20 protein-coding genes are annotated in these 17,500 nt (G+C 52.0%); 13 read left to right on the plus strand and 7 right to left on the minus strand.

Going from position 1 to position 17,500, the window contains the following annotated elements:
• The first annotated feature begins 86 nt into the window (after positions 1–86).
• The 4 genes from JRN21_00625 to JRN21_00640 all read left to right on the plus strand — a co-directional run bounded on the left by JRN21_00625 (position 87) and on the right by JRN21_00640 (position 2,011).
• The gene (locus JRN21_00625) at positions 87–566 is read left to right on the plus strand and encodes a hypothetical protein (protein MDG6987815.1); all 480 of its coding nucleotides are present in this window, start codon (positions 87–89) and stop codon (positions 564–566) included.
• Positions 567–698: 132 nt separating this feature from the next.
• Positions 699–860: a hypothetical protein gene (locus tag JRN21_00630; GenBank protein ID MDG6987816.1), complete on the plus strand. Its 162-nt coding sequence runs from the start codon at positions 699–701 to the stop codon at positions 858–860.
• Between the two features lie 226 nt (positions 861–1,086).
• The gene (locus tag JRN21_00635; GenBank protein ID MDG6987817.1) at positions 1,087–1,407 is read left to right on the plus strand and encodes a hypothetical protein; all 321 of its coding nucleotides are present in this window, start codon (positions 1,087–1,089) and stop codon (positions 1,405–1,407) included.
• A gap of 7 nt (positions 1,408–1,414) precedes the next feature.
• Positions 1,415–2,011 carry a hypothetical protein gene (locus tag JRN21_00640; GenBank protein MDG6987818.1) on the plus strand — a complete coding sequence of 199 codons (597 nt, stop codon included), beginning with the start codon at positions 1,415–1,417 and terminating at the stop codon, positions 2,009–2,011.
• Here JRN21_00640 and JRN21_00645 read toward each other — a convergent pair.
• Positions 2,000–2,632, minus strand: coding sequence for a hypothetical protein (locus JRN21_00645; protein ID MDG6987819.1), 633 nt, complete (start codon positions 2,630–2,632; stop codon positions 2,000–2,002). The two genes, JRN21_00640 and JRN21_00645, sit on opposite strands and share 12 nt — an antisense overlap.
• A 144-nt stretch (positions 2,633–2,776) precedes the next feature.
• Here JRN21_00645 and JRN21_00650 point away from each other — a divergent pair, with 144 nt between their 5' ends.
• The gene (locus JRN21_00650) at positions 2,777–3,259 is read left to right on the plus strand and encodes a hypothetical protein (protein MDG6987820.1); all 483 of its coding nucleotides are present in this window, start codon (positions 2,777–2,779) and stop codon (positions 3,257–3,259) included.
• Between the two features lie 267 nt (positions 3,260–3,526).
• On the opposite strand, the gene JRN21_00655 is transcribed toward JRN21_00650, so the two are convergent.
• Genes JRN21_00655 through JRN21_00665 form a run of 3 tightly spaced genes read right to left on the minus strand, consistent with a single transcriptional unit; the run spans position 3,527 to position 8,866 of the window.
• Positions 3,527–4,195 carry a phospholipase D family protein gene (locus tag JRN21_00655; GenBank protein ID MDG6987821.1) on the minus strand — a complete coding sequence of 223 codons (669 nt, stop codon included), beginning with the start codon at positions 4,193–4,195 and terminating at the stop codon, positions 3,527–3,529.
• Positions 4,188–5,909, minus strand: a complete 1,722-nt coding sequence (locus JRN21_00660) for a hypothetical protein (protein MDG6987822.1) — start codon at positions 5,907–5,909, stop codon at positions 4,188–4,190. The genes JRN21_00655 and JRN21_00660 overlap by 8 nt, the downstream gene beginning before the upstream one ends.
• A complete protein-coding gene (locus tag JRN21_00665) occupies positions 5,909–8,866 on the minus strand; it encodes a DEAD/DEAH box helicase (protein MDG6987823.1) in 2,958 nt (985 codons plus the stop codon). The genes JRN21_00660 and JRN21_00665 overlap by 1 nt, the downstream gene beginning before the upstream one ends.
• Before the next feature lie 96 nt (positions 8,867–8,962).
• Between JRN21_00665 and JRN21_00670 the strand changes: the two genes are divergently transcribed.
• Both JRN21_00670 and JRN21_00675 read left to right on the plus strand, forming a co-directional pair.
• The gene (locus JRN21_00670; protein ID MDG6987824.1) at positions 8,963–9,892 is read left to right on the plus strand and encodes a hypothetical protein; all 930 of its coding nucleotides are present in this window, start codon (positions 8,963–8,965) and stop codon (positions 9,890–9,892) included.
• Positions 9,889–10,761, plus strand: a complete 873-nt coding sequence (locus JRN21_00675; protein ID MDG6987825.1) for a hypothetical protein — start codon at positions 9,889–9,891, stop codon at positions 10,759–10,761. Before JRN21_00670 ends, JRN21_00675 begins: the two co-directional genes overlap by 4 nt.
• A 74-nt stretch (positions 10,762–10,835) precedes the next feature.
• Here the strand turns inward: JRN21_00675 and JRN21_00680 are convergent, their stop codons facing one another.
• Positions 10,836–11,858, minus strand: coding sequence for a hypothetical protein (locus JRN21_00680; GenBank protein MDG6987826.1), 1,023 nt, complete (start codon positions 11,856–11,858; stop codon positions 10,836–10,838).
• 192 nt (positions 11,859–12,050) lie between these two features.
• On the opposite strand from JRN21_00680, the gene JRN21_00685 reads away from it, so the two are divergent.
• The 3 genes from JRN21_00685 to JRN21_00695 are packed head-to-tail and all read left to right on the plus strand — an operon-like array spanning position 12,051 to position 14,190.
• Entirely contained in the window at positions 12,051–12,833 is a 783-nt protein-coding gene (locus JRN21_00685; protein ID MDG6987827.1) for a TdeIII family type II restriction endonuclease, read from the plus strand.
• Between the two features lie 29 nt (positions 12,834–12,862).
• Positions 12,863–13,024, plus strand: a complete 162-nt coding sequence (locus tag JRN21_00690) for a hypothetical protein (protein MDG6987828.1) — start codon at positions 12,863–12,865, stop codon at positions 13,022–13,024.
• Positions 13,021–14,190, plus strand: a complete 1,170-nt coding sequence (locus tag JRN21_00695; GenBank protein ID MDG6987829.1) for a DNA adenine methylase — start codon at positions 13,021–13,023, stop codon at positions 14,188–14,190. The genes JRN21_00690 and JRN21_00695 overlap by 4 nt, the downstream gene beginning before the upstream one ends.
• Positions 14,191–14,226: 36 nt before the next feature.
• On the opposite strand, the gene JRN21_00700 is transcribed toward JRN21_00695, so the two are convergent.
• Complete coding sequence (locus JRN21_00700; protein MDG6987830.1) at positions 14,227–14,490, minus strand: hypothetical protein; 264 nt, start codon at positions 14,488–14,490, stop codon at positions 14,227–14,229.
• 742 nt (positions 14,491–15,232) lie between these two features.
• On the opposite strand from JRN21_00700, the gene JRN21_00705 reads away from it, so the two are divergent.
• Positions 15,233–15,724: a hypothetical protein gene (locus JRN21_00705; protein MDG6987831.1), complete on the plus strand. Its 492-nt coding sequence runs from the start codon at positions 15,233–15,235 to the stop codon at positions 15,722–15,724.
• A complete protein-coding gene (locus JRN21_00710) occupies positions 15,715–16,476 on the plus strand; it encodes a restriction endonuclease (protein ID MDG6987832.1) in 762 nt (253 codons plus the stop codon). The genes JRN21_00705 and JRN21_00710 overlap by 10 nt, the downstream gene beginning before the upstream one ends.
• 81 nt (positions 16,477–16,557) lie before the next feature.
• Here JRN21_00710 and JRN21_00715 read toward each other — a convergent pair whose 3' ends face one another.
• On the minus strand, positions 16,558–17,028 hold the full coding sequence (locus JRN21_00715) for a J domain-containing protein (protein MDG6987833.1): 471 nt from the start codon (positions 17,026–17,028) through the stop codon (positions 16,558–16,560).
• 98 nt (positions 17,029–17,126) lie between these two features.
• On the opposite strand from JRN21_00715, the gene JRN21_00720 reads away from it, so the two are divergent.
• Complete coding sequence (locus JRN21_00720) at positions 17,127–17,285, plus strand: hypothetical protein (protein MDG6987834.1); 159 nt, start codon at positions 17,127–17,129, stop codon at positions 17,283–17,285.
• Positions 17,286–17,500: the final 215 nt, after the last annotated feature.

The raw sequence follows: 17,500 nt of genomic DNA on the forward strand, positions 1-17,500 counted from the left end.
CATCTTCACACGCGGGCCGAGAAACCATCAACTCGCAGGGCTGTTAACAAACGCTAAGAGCCTGGAGCCCTCGAGGCGAACGCGGCTTGGCAGGAGAAACGGCGCCTCTCTGGGTAAGGAACGGCCCCGACTTCCCCTACGACCTCTGCTTTGACTTCGAGAAGAGCCGAGTGCTGGTCCTCAGCGCTGGGAGCCTTGCCCGCGGCCACGGCTACCTAGGCTCCTTCCTCGGGGGAGGGAGGCGCGCGCTGAAGGGGCAGTACGAACTTTTGCAAGAGCTCACGATAGAGGAGAGGCTATCGGCGGACACGGGGAGCCTCCTCATCCCATTCAGTAGCGTCGTCAGGGTCACGCTGGCCAAGCCGTGGGGAAGGGCGCCCGTCCTCATCCTGGCGACAGCGCTCGAGGGACAGTCGAGGCAGACTTCCAACGGAGACCAGTACGTGATGAGACGCGAGTTCAGCCTCTCGAGCAACAGGAAGCTGCAGAGCCAGCAGATTAGCGAGATCAGGGAGGTGCTCTCTCGCTCCGACCTCGGTACGAAGTTCGAAGACAGGACCGGGTGAGCTCGCCAGCCCTACCCCGAGGCAACCTTCGGGGGGCCCGTCAGGGGTGCAAGGTCTAGAGCGTCGGCAGCGAGGTTGGTGTTCTCCCCACGGGTCCAAAGCCTCATTGGGGGGCTGTCCCCACGTCGCGCGATGGCGTCCTATCGCAAGCGGATGGAAGAGAAAGAGCGGCTGAGGGACACGAAAGGGCACAACCACCCTGCCGGCGAGAAATGCGGCCCCCACTGCCCTAGAAACGAGAAGTACAAGGGTCCGGAGAAGAAGCCGAACATACTTTACAGGAACAGGCGGTAGCAGGCCAAAGGCGAGGCGCGGTTCGGTTAGCTATCATGCGTCGCGTCCTCGGCGAGACCCGGGTCTAGGGCGGGTTCAGGGACCTGGAGCATAGGCATCGGGTATAGTGCCGCGGGTCGGATTTATCACTACCTAGGTGGGCTCAAATCTCAACCGCGATATCTATCCCATATCCTATAGTAGTATAGTTTATATGTCTCCAATATCCATCAGATATCTGAAAGCCATGTCAGATTCTGAGCCGCCTAGCTTCGTCCGAGTCACGATAGACGTGCCACAGGATACTCTAAACACACTGGACAGAATCAAGGAATTCGCAGGTTACTCAAGCCGCGGGCGGACGATCCAAGCCCTGATTGACGCAATAGGAGAGATGAGTGTGGATTCTCAGAATATCAACCAGGCAAGACAGGAATTCAGTCAGCTTGGACAGAAAAACCTTCCATCAGCCGAGCAACTCGTAGCGTTCTTTGCCACGTTCGCGAAGTACGCAAACCAAGTGGATAATCTCCTCAGAAGACTGTCACGGTTCGCAAAGGTCTCGTGAACAGAAATTGTCTAGCGAGGAGCAAGAAAGTGAGGACAGGCGTTTTCGAATCATTGTTGGGGGTCCCCCGAACTCAGGGAAAAGCACTTTCGTCGAGGATCTCAAGCGTGCTTTGGAGGATGAAGAAGTCGATGTCGATTCAGTAGATTTCGATGTCTGGTCTCCAACTCTCGATTTAATACAAGGGAAGGAAAGTTCAGAACAGCGAGCATCCCACAAGAAGAGGGAAGTTACTGAGAAGGACATCGATGATGCGAAGTCGAGACTGGAAAGAGCTTCTCTGGTTCACCAAGTTGTCCTTATGGATGGGCCAGGAAAGATATCGGAACAGGGCGCAGTTCTGTACAGAAGTGCTACACATTCGATTATCGTCTGTCAGGAAGCTGCCGAATCAGAAGGGAAAGACTGGGCGAAATTCCTTTCAAGTCTGGAACTGGAACCTGTGGCAGTGGTTCTAACACGCCTTGAAGGAAGTCAGGATGAAGAGAGGCTCGAACCCGGCCCACCTATCACCGCACTTCTAATCGGTCTTAACAGGCAACCTAGGGTCACTCCAGTTATTCGAAGGCTCGCTTCGCTCGTCAGACGCAGGTTAGGCGTCTAATTCTTCCAATTTGCGTATTGCCGCATCTACCTGGCGAAGCTCGTTTCTTCTATCGTTTAGTCTGATGGTGATGGAAAGACCTACATTCTTCTTCAATTCGTTGAACTTTCTGAACGCGCTTGTTTCATCGATTTTGTAGACTTCGGATTCTTTCAGAATCTTAACGACGTCCAAATCGCCTTCGACTCTTACAATTGCATTGAATTCTTTGGCCAGTTTTTCTTCTAGTTCTTTCACACGCCTGTACGATTGATGATTGACTCTATCCCACATCCTAGTGAGTGTTACATGCCCGATTGCATTTCGCGTTGCAGTATCTCTCGTGTAACTTATCGAAAGTGAATCTCTCTTTGCTTCGAAAACCAGAAAATCATCCGTGGCCTTGTCGTAGACGATCTTGAAATTGCGATCCAACACCAGACCACGGACATCACCCAAGTCGAAGTTGCGAAGGTTCTTCCTGATTACGATTTCGGCGTTGTTGTCGAGAATCCTCGTTATCACTTTGACGTTATCTCCTATGTCGACATACACCCTGAACTCTTTTGGTATGTACGCTGCGGCAGATCCTCCACTCTGCACAATCCTTCGCGGATACTCTCTTTCGTACTCTAGAGTCAAACGTTCTGCCTCCTGCCCACAGCTTCCGCATTTGCCATTTCTACCACCTGTGACACTACTGCCATACACTACCAAAATAGTAGTGTATAAGGTCTTGGAAGCTTTCCAAAGGGTTTAAATCATTAGACTTAGAAAGCTTAGAATATGCCGCGCTATAGTAGGCCCGTATGGCAGATGATAAAGGAGGCTGTGGAGGAGCTGGGCGACATCACTGGCCCCACCACCGTTCAATATGTCCATGACCACTTCCCGGACGACAACGTAAACAGCAATACGATTCAGACACAGTTGATCGCATGCTCAGTCAACCATACCTCGGCGGGCAAATTTGACGACCCGAATAGATTTCTGTGGTATCTCGGAAACGGACGCTACAGGGCTTACGACCCTGGATCAGACAGGATTGAGGTGAAGGAGAGGTGGAGAATTGTTGAGGTGAAGCGCAGACCTCCCAGAGTGCCGCCATTCGACGAGGTTCCGTTCAGCAGGGTCGAAGGGGGTAATCGCATCGCCCTGCCGACCGCAGTAATTCAGGGGTTGGGCCTTGGTCCAAACGACATCGTCGTATTCGTCAGTGAGAATGGGGGCTTCCACCTAAAGAAAGGGCGCCTTAGAATCGAAGTCTAGTACTCCGAGAAGACGGACTAGCAGAAAGGCAAGACCAGGGTGTGGTTCGTCGGATTTATCACTACCTAGGTGGGCTCAAATCCGAGTCGCATAAGGCAAAAGCCGAATGATTATGTGGCTACTGACGTATCGATGAGTTCGAGTCAAGGAGCAACTAGCTTTCGAACGCCCAAGTTGAAGGTTGTAATCCTCGAAGTCTGACCCCATTTCTGACCCACCGCTTGATAAATCTCGACTATGGCGTTCGAGATGTGGGTTGGCGCGAATTCATAGGCCTCTCACAGCTGGTGCCGCCTTTGCTCCTTGGATGGTAATTGGCTTGGCGGACTTCCAAATGTGGTAGAACGCTTCTCTGAATGTCCTTACTAAAGCGCCAGCCAAGATGAAGCCCGCTTCGAAATTGGCGTAAAGTGAATTCATTCTCAGCTCGGCGGAACCCACGTAACACAAGCTGCTGTCAGAGATCATTATCTTGGCATGGACCGACTCATAATGGAACCGATCATCCACGGAGGGGAGGGAAGCAGTGACGTCTCCCAACTGAACATGATATTCCCTAAACTGAATCCGCGATGGGTCACCCCAGGATAGATAGATGTCAGAAAGTCTCCTAGCCGCTTTCTGGACCTGAAGATTCGTGTCGTATTCTCTGGTTAGGCAACGCACAAACACGCGATTGCGAGCCAACCGCCTAAGCAAGTCAGCGTAGAGGAGAACGGCGTGCTCCTCAAGGAAAGGCGCTGAAATGAGTAGTTCCTCCTTTGCTGAGTACTGTATGACCCTGAACGCAACGGCCGTTGGGACAACGCCTGGGAACTTCAGCTGAAATCCCGATAGTTGTGCTTCGGGCATGGAAAAGACAGGTACGACGCCCTCTTGCTCGACTCTTCGTATGAGCTCGTCCGCTACCGAATCGGTATTGGACGTGTCAAGCATTAGTACCGACCCTCCATAGTTTGAGCACGTCCTTCCTGCTCAGGAGGTTGTTCGGTGTGTAGAACCGGTCGCCTCCCTCAGCAGGAATCAGCGGGTGACACAATGCGTCTCGAACAAAAAGGCACTTCACGCAGGCGGTTTGGCAATCATAACGACAGTCACTCACCTTGATCTGAGCTGTTGAGAGCCACTCAGTCAGCTTACGCTGTACTATGTAATCTACTCCGCTTGTTTCCACGTCCTCCCTTTCTGCGATTAGGACACCGCAGTCGCGTAGCAGGATCTTTCCAGCAAATGCGCTGTCAGCCAGCCCCGTCACTAGGGATGCTTGCGAAATCAACGCGTGTTCCACCCCATGGAGTATGGGGATCAGTGTGTCCCCTCTCTCTTTGAGCTCACGCGAAGATAGGTTCTTGACGCTGAGGACGCTGTTTGATGCCACGCTGTTGTATTCTGCCGGCTTGATGCCTATCACCTTGGAGACGGCCTCCTTGTTGAGCTTGACGTACAGCCCCTTTCCTTCTGCCCCCACGGCATACGCCTTGTAGGACGGCCTCTTTGTCCTGGGGTCGATGCTTGAATAGAGTCTTACTTTCAAGTCCGGGTCATAGCTTGCGAAAGTGTACCCATAGTTGATTGTGTAGCTCCGGACGCTATCGACCACCCAGATGTCGTCTATGGCATATCGCACCAGTAGTTCACGCTTCTCGTTCCACTCATCTCCCTCCTGGCCGCCTAGTTTCCACGACGCCGCCCCAGCGAGCAACTCCTCCGAGATATCCAAGGTGGACCCCACCCTCATCAGCGAGAGTATTCTCGGGCGCAGGTAATTGGACGACGCCGCTCTGAGCCTCATCATGACTGGCCTTCTTGGCTCCCCGTTCTTCCCCCAGGTCGAGCATTCCGGACAGAACTGGTTCACCCTCCTGCTCTCACTTCGAAGGCATTGGTGTGACGGGTCACTTGAACACTCCCAGCTCCACTTCGTCATCGGGCCGTCGACGTTGAGTCTAAGGGGCTTCCCACACTCTTCGCATTCGAACATTGCTTTGGCGTTTTCGGGCCTCACGAAAGGAGGGCAGATCTCTTCTTGCCTTGCGCAGCGTGGACACACGAAGAGTATGCTCAGCTGATACAGCCTCAGGTTGCCCGTCGGGAACCCACATGCCGCACAGGGGTCTTGCCGGGGGACGGGTCGGTTCTTCCTGGCGCACTTCGGGTTGCGACAGGCGGAGTACTTTCCTCTGCACCAGGGACATTCGAGGCTCTTTAGGACGCCAGGGGAAGCCAGCCGGTAGTATCCGCAGTTCTTGCAGAACCATGTCCTCGGGTATATGTCGACCTTCCCCTCCAGAGGCACCTCGACTAGGACCTCTCCGGCACCCGCGTTCTCCAACTGGGGCAGGACAATCGGGGTAGCCTCCTCTCCGTCGAGTCCGAGGGCCTCGCTCAGCTCGTCCACCTCTTTCGGGAGTGTGGTCGTGTTCAGGCTCCGTTCGACCTCTGCCGTCACTTCGGCTTCCGTCTGCTTGATCACGTTTGAGACGACCGGTCTCAGCAGAAGTGCGTCTTCATCCGAAATAGGCGGGCCCTCCAACTTTGATACTCTGACGCTCCGGTTCCTGTAGTGGAAGGTGATATTGTCAAACCCTCCATAGATTGCCTCGAAACTCGTTTTGTTTATCTTCTCTTCATCTTCACCGAGGGCCGACATCACGCCTTCACCTCGCCAGATGTGTCCTCATCTGATTCAGGAGGCGTCTCTTCGGAGCGTGATTCGTCGATTAGAGCAGTATCTTCCGTCTCGTTGTCAACTTCGATCGAATCCATCACCTGATACTGGATTGTTGGGCTGTACTCGACGAACCGAGATTCGCCCCTCAGACTTGTCAGCAAGAGGCCCTTGTCCCTGAGCATTCTTACGAGGTCCTCGTTCTTCGACTGGCATGACGAGAAGAGAAATTTCAGTCTCTCTCGGATTATGCCTCTTATGTCTGCCATTTCCTGTGCCGTCGCGAAGGATCGCTTGTAGACATCAACTACATCGCCCATTAGAGCTTCGGCATTCCTCTCCTTGACGTAGTACTGGTACGTCTTGTCGCAGTACCTGACAGAAGGAACCTTGTCGCTCCGCGCCAGGATTAGGCCTAGAACGATGTTCAGAGAGGACTGGTAAATCGCGTATCTGTTCAGCGCGTTGATCGGCGTCGGTTCAAAGTGGACCCCTGGTTTCGCCATTATCTGATCGAAAAACTCGTAGACGAAGTTGTCCCGGGGGTTGGGTGGATAGAGGTGTAGGAAGACCAGCGCAGGGAGGCCTGTCCTCCCAATCCTGCCAATTATCTGAATCAAGTCAACAATCGTGTCAGGCACTCCGAAGAATTGGAGCACATTCAGGTCTCCGAAGTCCATTCCGAGTGAGTAGATTTTGGTCGCTATGACTACCGTTGTTCTGTGCTCGATCACTGCTTTGCTCTTTAAGGCGAGTTGCCTGCTCGAGTCGTCTCCGGATACGAAGGTGGTCTGGGGCGGAGCGGAGAACGTCTCTGTAATCGTCTTTTGGAGGGTGGACCCGTCCTTCTTCCGATTGACATAGACGAATTGTTGCTCATATTTCGCCTCGAAGCTGGGATTGGATTCCTTCAACCTCGAGACTAGTGTCTTGATCTCCTCGGATGCAGCTGATTTCACGCTCCTCAGGTATTCGTCGTAGGCTCCGATCCCCCTGGAAACCAAACTTCTCGTCGCTCTGTCCAGAGGCTCGGTAACCACGAACCTGTACTGCAGCTCGTCGGACTCGACAAAATAGTTCCCGAAATCCTCCTCTGAGGGGAAGACCTCTGGCTTGGTGTCCACCAGGTTCAGTAGGAGGGCTGATTCGTTGGCTACAGTGGCTGTCGCCCCGATGACCGCGATGTCGCCGTTCCCGAACTCAGCATTCAGTTTCTTGAGGAGGCTGATGAAGTGAGCGGTCAGGTTGCCCGTCGTAGCATACAGGGAATGGACCTCATCGAAAACTAGGAGGGCTATCGATGATCTCGCAGTTTTGCTTGGAAGTGTAGCGCTGCACTTCCTGCAGACCGCGTCGTCGCCCGCGTATTTGGCGAAAGATTTCAGGTGCCAGGTGCCGCAGTTTCCGCATACGCGGGACTCGGCACCGAAGAGCGTGTATGAGAAGAAGCTTTGCGAGACTTCGTACGCTAACTTGTCAATGGTAGCAATCAGGATATCGGGTGGTCTCTGCTCGGCCGCCGAGTCTGACAGGGCGACGAAATCCAGTTGCGTCCCACAGTTGGAGCACTTGGGGACAACCAAGTCGTCTTCTGGCTTGTGCGCGACTATGTCCTTTGCATGACACTCCGGGCAGCGGGTTATGTGGGGTAACGGATCCCCTTCGGTCACAAACTTGGGGATAACTGACCCCAGTGTTCCTCCCCGGCCCATGTAGAGGGCAACCCGGACCTTCTTTCCGACCTTCATGTTGAGCCTGTAGAGCATTGCGATGAACTCGTTGAGTTGCTGTGCCGTGAGGGCTCTTGTAGGGAAGGTCAGGATCACCTTGGTCCCTTCGCTGCCTGAGAAAAGAGCCGTCATGATGGACGCAAAAGCGAAGACCAGAGTCTTCCCCTTGCCGGTTGGCGCCCTCAAGATGAATGGGGTCGACTCTCCTTTCAGTTGTCTTACAATAATCCGTTGTATGGCATCGAACTGCCATGCATAGAGTTGCTTCACGTGGGGCAGAGCTTCGGACATCGAGGCAAGGATTTGTGATATGCTCTCCACTTGACCCGATCCTTGCAGGTTCCTCTTGTCTCCGGCGCTGAGCGCTGCGAGTTCAGAGAGCAATCCATGGGGAGTCGACAGTTTCTTGAATTCCGGACCGGGGACCGGATCAAGCCTGGGGACATCTAGAATGGCTACCGGGGAGGCGACGAGAGTTTCTCCCTTCATCTTCGCATGAGTGTTCCGGGCCCGCGCGGGGACCTCCACTCCCCCTACCTTGATCGGCATGAAAGTCGCTCCTTCAGTATTGACCACAATGCCCAAGCCATAGATTGTGCCCCCTACGGTTCTGATATTGCTGCTCGATTGGTTACGAAGGACCAACGATACAGTGAATACCGAACCTTCGAACCTGGTCGACGTTATTTCGTATCGAACCTTGACTTCGGGGGTGGTGATTGTCTCCCTACTCGAGGATGTCTCTGTCTCGACTATCTCCTCCTTCGACCTCGTGATCCATCCGGAAGCGGACTCTCCCAACTCCACTTCGAGGGGCTTGTTGGACTTGATCCATCCCATGTAGTGGAATTCCCCAACGGCCCTGGCGGTAGACGGGTACTTCTGCCACTGGTCCACTCCTCGCTTGCTTACCGTCTTCTTGGACGTCATTCCGATCTTCGGGATGGAGAACTCAACGAGGAAAGATACCTTTGCCCCTGGTTTCGCCTTCTTCACCCTGAACGTGATGCTGTGGAAGGATGGGGTGATGATGTTGGGGATATGCTGGCGGTTCTCACTGTAGGAGTCGGTGAACATGCAGCCAACTATTCCCAACTCTTTGAGCGGCTTTCTGATGTCGAACGTCAGTTCTCGAACCACCTCTTCCGTCGCCGAATCCACGAATGGCCGGACCGGCGACTTCAGGCCCGACATCTGGCCTTCAACCAAACCCATCATACCCCGTGCATATCACCTCGCACGGTTAAAGTGCGCGAAATCGATAAACTTATTTCGCTTAAACTAAATAAGTTGATGGGAATCGCGATGGTGACATTCCTCGTCTATGATGGGTCCTTCCCGATGGACCCGGCGCTCCGTATCCTAGAGAGTTATCGAATCAAGGCAGACCTAGGATTGTACGTGGAGAGGAAGGCACCGTTAGACGAAACAGGTACTCAACTCGCTCCAACTCTGACCGTCGATCAAGTCAGACATTCGTTTGGTCTGTCACGCATTCTAGCGGTGGGAGAAAAGGATGTCCAAGAAGCGGGCGATATCCGCGGTGACCTTAACTTCAGCTCGCCTGTAGCTCAGCTTGTTTCGCAAGTACTGGCTACCAGCCAACGAGACTGCGAGCTGGTCTACCTTGTCCCGCCACGCCCTGACAATTTCTATTTGGTTGATATCATGTCTAGGTTGCTAAACGTCTTTGGGATTAACACGGTGGGTTCGCTTGCTTTTAGCATTCAAACAGAAACTGGCATAACTTCAGAGGGTCTTCTTTCCCTCCTGCCTGCTCCAGCCTTCGAGGAGCTCATGACCGACACCGACACCGTGAGTCTCGTCATCTTCTTCGACCTCCTCGGTAGGCTCGCATCGCACGACTGGAACGTGACCGATTACCCGCTTACTATCTCCAAAGTCAGCACGATTGTCCAGCCCGCTCTTCATCCGCAAAGAGGAAAACACAGAGGGTTCCAGGGAACATATCAACGGCTGACTGTACAAGCCGAGGAGCTAAGGAAACAAGGGATATTGTCGCTGACTTTGAAGGATAACTTCGCCTTTTACTCCCTGACCCGCTTCGGTCGCATCGTAGCGCGAGTCCTTCAAAAAGAGACCGTCCTAAAGCACTCAAACGAGCCTGTCCGAGAGATGTTCCTCACCTCGGAGGAAGGAGAAGAGAGGCTAAGAGTAGACAGTATCCTGGACTTGGTCAAGAAGGCGAAGACCCTCGGGTGGATCAAACCTTGAGTGAGGAGAAGATCTATGACTGCTCCTTCGTCTACGGTCCTAACGTTCCTTACGAGGCCGATGTTTGTGAAAGGTTCCGCCTTTGCTTCACGACCCCGAAGTACTTGATTGCAGGACAATACGGGTTCGTCCGCCAGACCTTCGAGAAGTTCGGAGGGGCACAGGAGATGAGAACATGGCGGTTCCCGTACGAAAATGTGGAACCCATGATCGTCGAGTTAGAGCGAGGAGGGTACGCTGTTGATACCATAGCAAAGGCCATCGCATGGCTGAAGAGTATGATGTACAATTCGTCTCTTCGGCGAGACCCTGGCGAGGATGTCTTCACGAAGCTTCCCGATGTCCCGGGCATCGACTGGTTCTATCTCGATCCCGGAAGCAGGTCATGGGGCCCAATCAGGATAGAGAAAAACCCCGAGGAGGGCTCCTTCTGCTTTGTCCCGAGCGGAACCGCACTGAAACATCGCTATGGGGGCGATGATTCGTATTATCGGGTCCAAAAGGGGGTCGACCTTATCCCTGTCAGCAAGAGAGCCGCTATCGTCTTTGCATCAAGAACATTCAAGAGGAGAACAATTGGGTATTCTGTATCAGGGGACTACCTAGCCGTTCGGCGCGACGAAGTCGGCGTCCTCCCTGACGACGTTTTCTCTCTCGCCGTACGCATGAGGCCGACCAAAGAACACAAGAATGACTTGTACCTGTTTCTATCGAAAGATCGCGATATGGTCTCCGAGCTATTCTCTCTCGTGAACCTGTCAATCGAAGAAGGTCCGTTCAGAATGGACAGCAGAAGGAAGTACGCCAAGCGCCGGGGTTTCTCCTATAAGGACGACGAAAGAGAATTTCTTCGGGGGAGAAACTACTAGAAGCGCGTGGTTACGTCCACGTCCCCGTTTCTTCTACCGATTCGCAGTCTGGGTTTGCGACAATCATTCACCGGCTAGACCTCCGCAGAGGCCTTGTGGAACTGATCAGCACCCTCGACAGTAAGGATCATGTGATGTATCCGACCACTAGCCAACGCACGCACTACCTTTGGCTGTGATTTCACGCATGTGTAGTGGTAATGAAGCCCACCGTCACCAAGGTCTCCATAGTACACTGCAGAAGGGCAGTCAGGAAATGAAGCACATTTCGAGTCTAGCTCCTGCAAATTCGAGTTGACAAGATCTATTTTCTGCTTGGAATACTCTTCGATTGTGGTCTTACAATAGAGAATCCATTTGCCGCAAGCAGGGCAGCGGTAGGACGCGTTATTAATTGGAGAATTCACGAGCAGAGTTATGACTGGTGCTCCTGTACTAGCCATGAACGTGTTACCCTGCCCCACTTTCCCTATTCCGCCAGGTCCGGCGCCAACCTCGAAACCAAACAGCCTGCCCCTGCGAATGAGAACGAAATCTGGCGGAGCGATTACATCACCTTGAGGACCACGTACTCTCTGGTAAGTTAACAGAGGTAATACATACCCCCACTGGGAGTTCACCAAGTAAGCGAAGACAAGGAGCTCACTAGCGGTGCCAAGTGATTTCGGCAGCAGAGAGTCGACTACTCTGTATAGAGGCTTGCGTGCCCCATCTACATCAGAGTTTGGTGCAGTTTTTGCCAGGGAGTACTTGCTCTTCCAATCTGAATCTGGACCTTTGAAGAAGTTCCTTTTCCCTTTCGCTTCCATGGAGTCCATGAACTTCTTTCGGAGTGAGGGGTTTCGAATCACATTCTCTTGAATCAAGACTTGATTCGCCATGTGGAAGAGGATCTTCACGTACGATTCGGGTTTGGAGTACCCCGTGTAGAGTAGCCTCCCGGTAATCATATACTCTACAACGTCGCCCAAAATCATCTGTCGGCCATCTTGTCCAAAATAGAGATCAGCCATAAGATCATTGAAACCGGGAATGACTCGTATGGACTCCTCTTCCACCCTGTAGTTGGAGTCATTGAGCATGAAAAAGCGGTCCACTTCCGCCAGATGGTGCACAGATTCGGACATCCTATCTAAGAGCCGACGCATCTCCAACGCTAAGCTGGCTCATCTTATAACCAACTCTTCGGCTTCGGCCCAGTCAAAAGCAACGACTACGCCTGGGCTTCCATAGGAAGACGGTCCTCCATTAAATATCGCGGGCAAAGCCACTCGGCCGCGACATCACTCTTGCAGAGTTCCACGCACAGGGAAGTTGTCCGAATCGTCTCGTCATTCATAGATGGCATTCCCCAAATCGATAGGAGCCAAATCGAGTTCATTCGAAGAGCGTACCCATTCCATGCCGCCATCTTCAGCGAAGAGGCCATCCTTTATTCTAAGCAAGAGCGAAGCATTGTCACACGAATGGGCATGACGCTTTTCCCAACACTAGCTAAGGTCATAGCACTTGACTCGCACAAGGATGTTCAGAGTAATTACAGTATTAGAGGAACTATTGACGCAGGTTCCTTATCGCAAATTGATACCATCATGAACGAATTGAGGGAAGGCGGAGGCAAGAGGAGGCCAAATCATCAGAAGGAGACCGAGTCAATAATTGCCAACAGGACTGGAAAGACAACAGAGGCCCGAGTTATAGCAGACCTTTACATCGGCGACCATGAGGAAGGGCCAGTTTTCATGGAGATCAAGAGCCCCCTTCCTAACATCGATGTAGCAGCGGAGAGCAAGAAGAAGATTCTCATCTTTGAATTGATGAAGGGCAAAGAGAATGGCCGTGGGTATCTCGCTTTTGCCTACAATCCATTCATAACCAGGGAGAAGTATGCTCATTCGTTCACGAAGGCAATTATGGACATGGATGAAGAGGTCCTGATGGGCGTCGAAATGTGGGACAAGATTGGCGGAACAGGCAGTTACGACGAACTAATCAAAGCAGTAGATGAAGCAGGCGAAGAGAAACGAAAGGAGCTACTTGGCAACAATACCGGGGAAGGAAGGCTTAACTAGGGATAACTGTATCCCACGGTGATACTTAAGTGCCAAAGGACACGAGGGCTAACATCAAGATAAAGCGGGAAACCCGCGACGAACTCTCCAGGTATGCGCGCAAGCTTGCCGTCGAACTTGATCGAAGGGTGACGATCGACGAAGCGATTGTTCGTGCGATCAAGGCTGTTGAGGGGAAGCATCAGCATTGACCCAAGTAGTTACGAGGTTCGTAGAAGAGCTCAGTTGGAAAGAGAGGGATCTACCCCAAAAAGAGCGAACAAAACACGTCCATGGGATTCATCCGTACATGGGCAAGTACGTTCCTCAGCTCGTGGATTACTTCCTAGACAGACACTTCAAGATAGGTGACACAATTCTGGATCCATTCGTAGGGTCAGGAACTACTTTGATAGAAGCGAACACGCATTCGATGAATGGTGTTGGAATTGATATCAGCGAATTCAATATCCTGCTCTCTAAAGTCAAGACTGATTCGTATGATCTCCCCCTTCTCAAGAAAGAGTTTGCGGACATAGTTCGCAGGGTTAAGGAGGACATCAAGACAAACAATATTGAGACGAAGATAGATGATTTCTTGTCAGGCAATCCAATTGGCGAAAAGCAACCTTCAGTAAGGATGGAAGAAGCAAGCGAGTATCTTCGAACTTGGTATCACCCCATCGCCCTCTATCCTCTATTGGCTATGAGAAACATGATTCAGGAGTATCACTATCAAGACGCATTGAAGGTCCTGCTCTCAAGAACAGCTAGGTCTTCGCGGCTTGCTCCACATTACCAACTTGACTTCCCAGACCATCCGTTTACCGAAGATTACTACTGTCACAAACACGCGAGGACGTGCCACCCGACAACCAATGCAATGGGCTTCCTTGTTCGATATTCAATCGATACTTACAACAGAATTGCGGCATTTCAGAAACTAAGGACCAACAATAGCGTATCGCTGATACATGGAGATTCTCGAAATGTGGACCTTCCGAAGAGCTCTGGTGTCATCACATCACCACCATACGTTGGGCTAATTGATTACCACGAACAACATAGGTATGCTTACGAACTCCTGGGACTACAGGACAAATCTGAGAAGGAGATAGGTGCCAAGAAGGCCAAGAATGGAAAGAAGGCAACCGAGGCGTATAGGGATTCAATAACAAAAGTAATTTCGAGATTAGGTAGGTCTACCGAAGGGCCAATCGTTTTCGTCGTTAATGACAAGTATGGATTGTATGAAACAATATCTCAAGATGCAGGTGTGCGCATAGTTGAGAGATTGAAACGAAAAGTGGACAGGAGAACAGGACGGCGTTCCAGTGGAGACTTCTTCGAAGATATGATTGTCATGATGCCCCCATAGGATGGCACTCCAGCGAACCTATGGATCCCATGGGCATTACCAGGAAAGTCGAGATAGGAGCAGCTCAGGTGTTGCTTCCCCCATTATTCCCTGATACTTGACGATTCGATATTCCGAACTATCACTGGGCTCAAAGCACTGATCCTGCTCGCTCCATTTCATCTTCGCCCTGAGAAAAGCCCCTGTGACCTTGAGTGCTTTCTTGTTCGCATCCAGTTCATGCTGAGCTGAGACTATCCCGAGTTGCAGATACTCGTGATCGCCATCCAATATGGAGAAGGAGAATAGGAAGTTCTTCATTACAGTAGTAATAAGGACAATTCATTTAACGAACAATGAAGTTATGGACTCTCCACTCTGGGTGATTCTCGAAAGCGGAAAGAACGCTTCGAGAAAGCTGAAAAGGCCTGCTTGTTTCAATGGAAGCGATTCCCTGTGAGGGGAATAGGATGACATGCAGCGAAAGTGATATCGATTCTTAACATATTCAAGAGGCCCCCGCACTAGCAACCAGTGCGTTTGCCTGTCGGCCTCAGTCTCCCCTTTTCTGTCGATGCCCTCTCGCGAGAGTCCGCTTACCGGTTCCTCCCAATTACCGTCGCCCGAACCTGAGATATCGTGGCGTTAATCATTCGTTAGCTCTTTGATAACTAGATCAATATCATTCGTTAAGTGACCTGTTGTGAATGTCGTGGGACGCCATAAGCTTCGTCCTTCGGGGCAAGAACCGGAAGGCGGTCTTAGTCAGCCTCGCCACCCCAAAGACTCCGACGATTCTTGCTTCGGAGCTTCATACAAGTATCCCAAACATTAGCCGGACGCTGCGCGAACTACGGTCTAGACATCTGATTGAATCTCTCACCCCTGACGCACATGCTGGGAAATTATACGTTGTCACAGACCAGGGCAAAGCTGTTTCGCAGAAGGTGGAAGAAATCTCAGGTTCAGGGGGCCGAAGGCAATAACCAAGAAACTCCTTTCACCCTCTGAGATAGAACAACTAGTGCAACTGCTCAAAGGAGTCTTTGCTCACATCGCGGATTTGAAGGCCAAGAATCCCCTTGCAGCCCACATCCAGTACCCAAAGGTGCCCCCTAGTTTGACGGAATCATTGGCGATTTACCTGCTCCAGACAGGAGTGATCAAGGGATTGGGCCAGTGCCAGTTTCAGTTTGGAGGAAACGAGGCCGACATCATTGGCATGAATACGCGAGCCCGATTTAGAATTGAAGTTAAGGGGACAACAAAGGGTTTCGAATACTTTGGAGAGAAAGACGTCAAGTCCGATTATCTAATGTGGTTCGATCTTGCTGACCTCCTAAGAGGGAACGGTAATGATCATCTACGACTTTATCTAATCTCTCATCCAAGCGACCACTTCGACAAACCCGTCAAGATAGTGATTTCTAGGCTGAAGCAAATCGTTCAAGACGATGTGTCTTCGTTCGACTATGGGCTGTCTGCTCTGCTAAATCAGCTGGCTAGTACCCAGACCCCCCAAAGTGGAGAAATGAAGCTACAGAATTGGACCTAAGTCTGCCAGGCTATCCCTCCACTCTAACCAGTCGGCCACAAATTGCGCGTATTTCGACAGAAGGTTGGACCCTAAGGAACTTCTATTGCGCGTCTTGTGGGGCGGGACTATCTTCCTATCCTGTAGGCACCCCTCTTTACGACTTCCATTCTCCGACATGCAAGGAAAGATTTCAACTGAAGGCATCTAGTAGGCAATTTGGTAGATCCGTGTTAGACTCGGAGTACCACACCGCTCTCAACGGAGTCCTCAGAGATGCTTATCCTTCTTTGATTCTTATGCGTTACGACCCTGCAAGATGGGCCGTTTCTGATTTGGAGCTTGTCCACAGGGCGTGTATCACCACGAGTTGCTTGGTCCGTCGAAAGCCGCTTGGCTCCGGAGCCAGGCGTGCAGGGTGGGAAGGGTGCACGATCTCCTTGGCCAGTATCCCATCCCTTGGGCGGATTGGGGTTGTCCGGAATGGGGTGGTTCGTCCGAAATCGGCAGTTCTTGAACAGTGGAATCGCAGCAACCGGCTCTTGGAGACCGAACCTAACGCGAGGGGTTGGGTGGCTGACGTGCTAGTATGCGTCGAACGGCTATATTCGACATTTACCCTGGAGAACGTATACTCGTGCGAAGGCGAGCTTGCTGCAAAACACCCAAGGAATCACTTTGTCAAAGCAAAGATTCGTCAACAGTTGCAAGTTCTTCGTGAGCTTGGCATTATAGAATTCATTTCGCCTGGCGTCTACCGGCGTATCAGATAGAGATGTTCTTCTTCATACTGGCTAATCTCTTCTTCGAAGTCAATGAAGCGTGAGGAGGTTGCAACGGTCCAAAGCCCTACGTTACGACTTCGCCAAGTCGTAAACTCCTACTAGTACCCCGAGGATGAGGAAGACGTTGATGACGTAGAACCACGGGCCAAGGACCCATGAAGGTATCGCGAAATCAAGGATCAACAGGAAGAAGACGATGAACGCTACCGATCCGGCCGTGCTGCTGTCGAGGGCTGATTTCTTGGCTTCCCACTCTCTTTCTTCTTCGCGCCTGGCCGTTTCCTGGTTCAGCCGGTAGAACAGGACCTCCCGCGGGTCGTCATACTTCTCGGGACCAAGCACATCGTACAGCCTGCGCTTCTCGGGATTGGAGAGGACGAAGTAGGCCTCCGAGATCTCCTTGAATCTTGCCTCCGCTTCCGGAGAACTGTTCCGGTCCGGGTGGTACTGGGGTGCCAGCTTCCTGTAAGCTGCTTTGATCTCTACACCCGAAGCCGTCTTCGGGACGCCAAGGATGCCGTAGAAGTCCCTCTCGATCATCCTATGATATACACGAGAGTATAAGCGTACGTATACCTATAACGACCCCCATTCCGTGTACCGAGGTGTTATATCATGAGCCTACGCAAAGCCTTCCCGTGACAGCGCAAGCCAAGGTCAAAATCTACGTGTCCGGGGGGAGGCACAGCATCAACCTCCCCGGCGAGTTCGTCAGGGACAGCGCCTTCCCGTTCAAGCCCTTGGAAGAGCTGATCGCCAGGATAGACGGCAAGCGGATAGTGATTGAAAAGCCGTAGGGTTCACTAGGCCTGCTCCGGGAAATTTCACCCAAATGGCAGCCTGGTAATCACCTGATTTGCCCTTAAATCCAAGGGACTCGCATCCCTCACAATTGAGGATTCTGAGTAGCCGGGGAGGAATCGGCGGCTACCAAGACCGGAACAGGAAGGAAAAGCATCCCCTACGGGACAAGATAATTGTTGCAGTGATTAGCGCCATATTGGGAGCCGGT

The organism is Nitrososphaerota archaeon, from assembly GCA_029785825.1.
Taxonomy (GTDB): domain Archaea; phylum Thermoproteota; class Nitrososphaeria; order Nitrososphaerales; family Gagatemarchaeaceae; genus UBA183.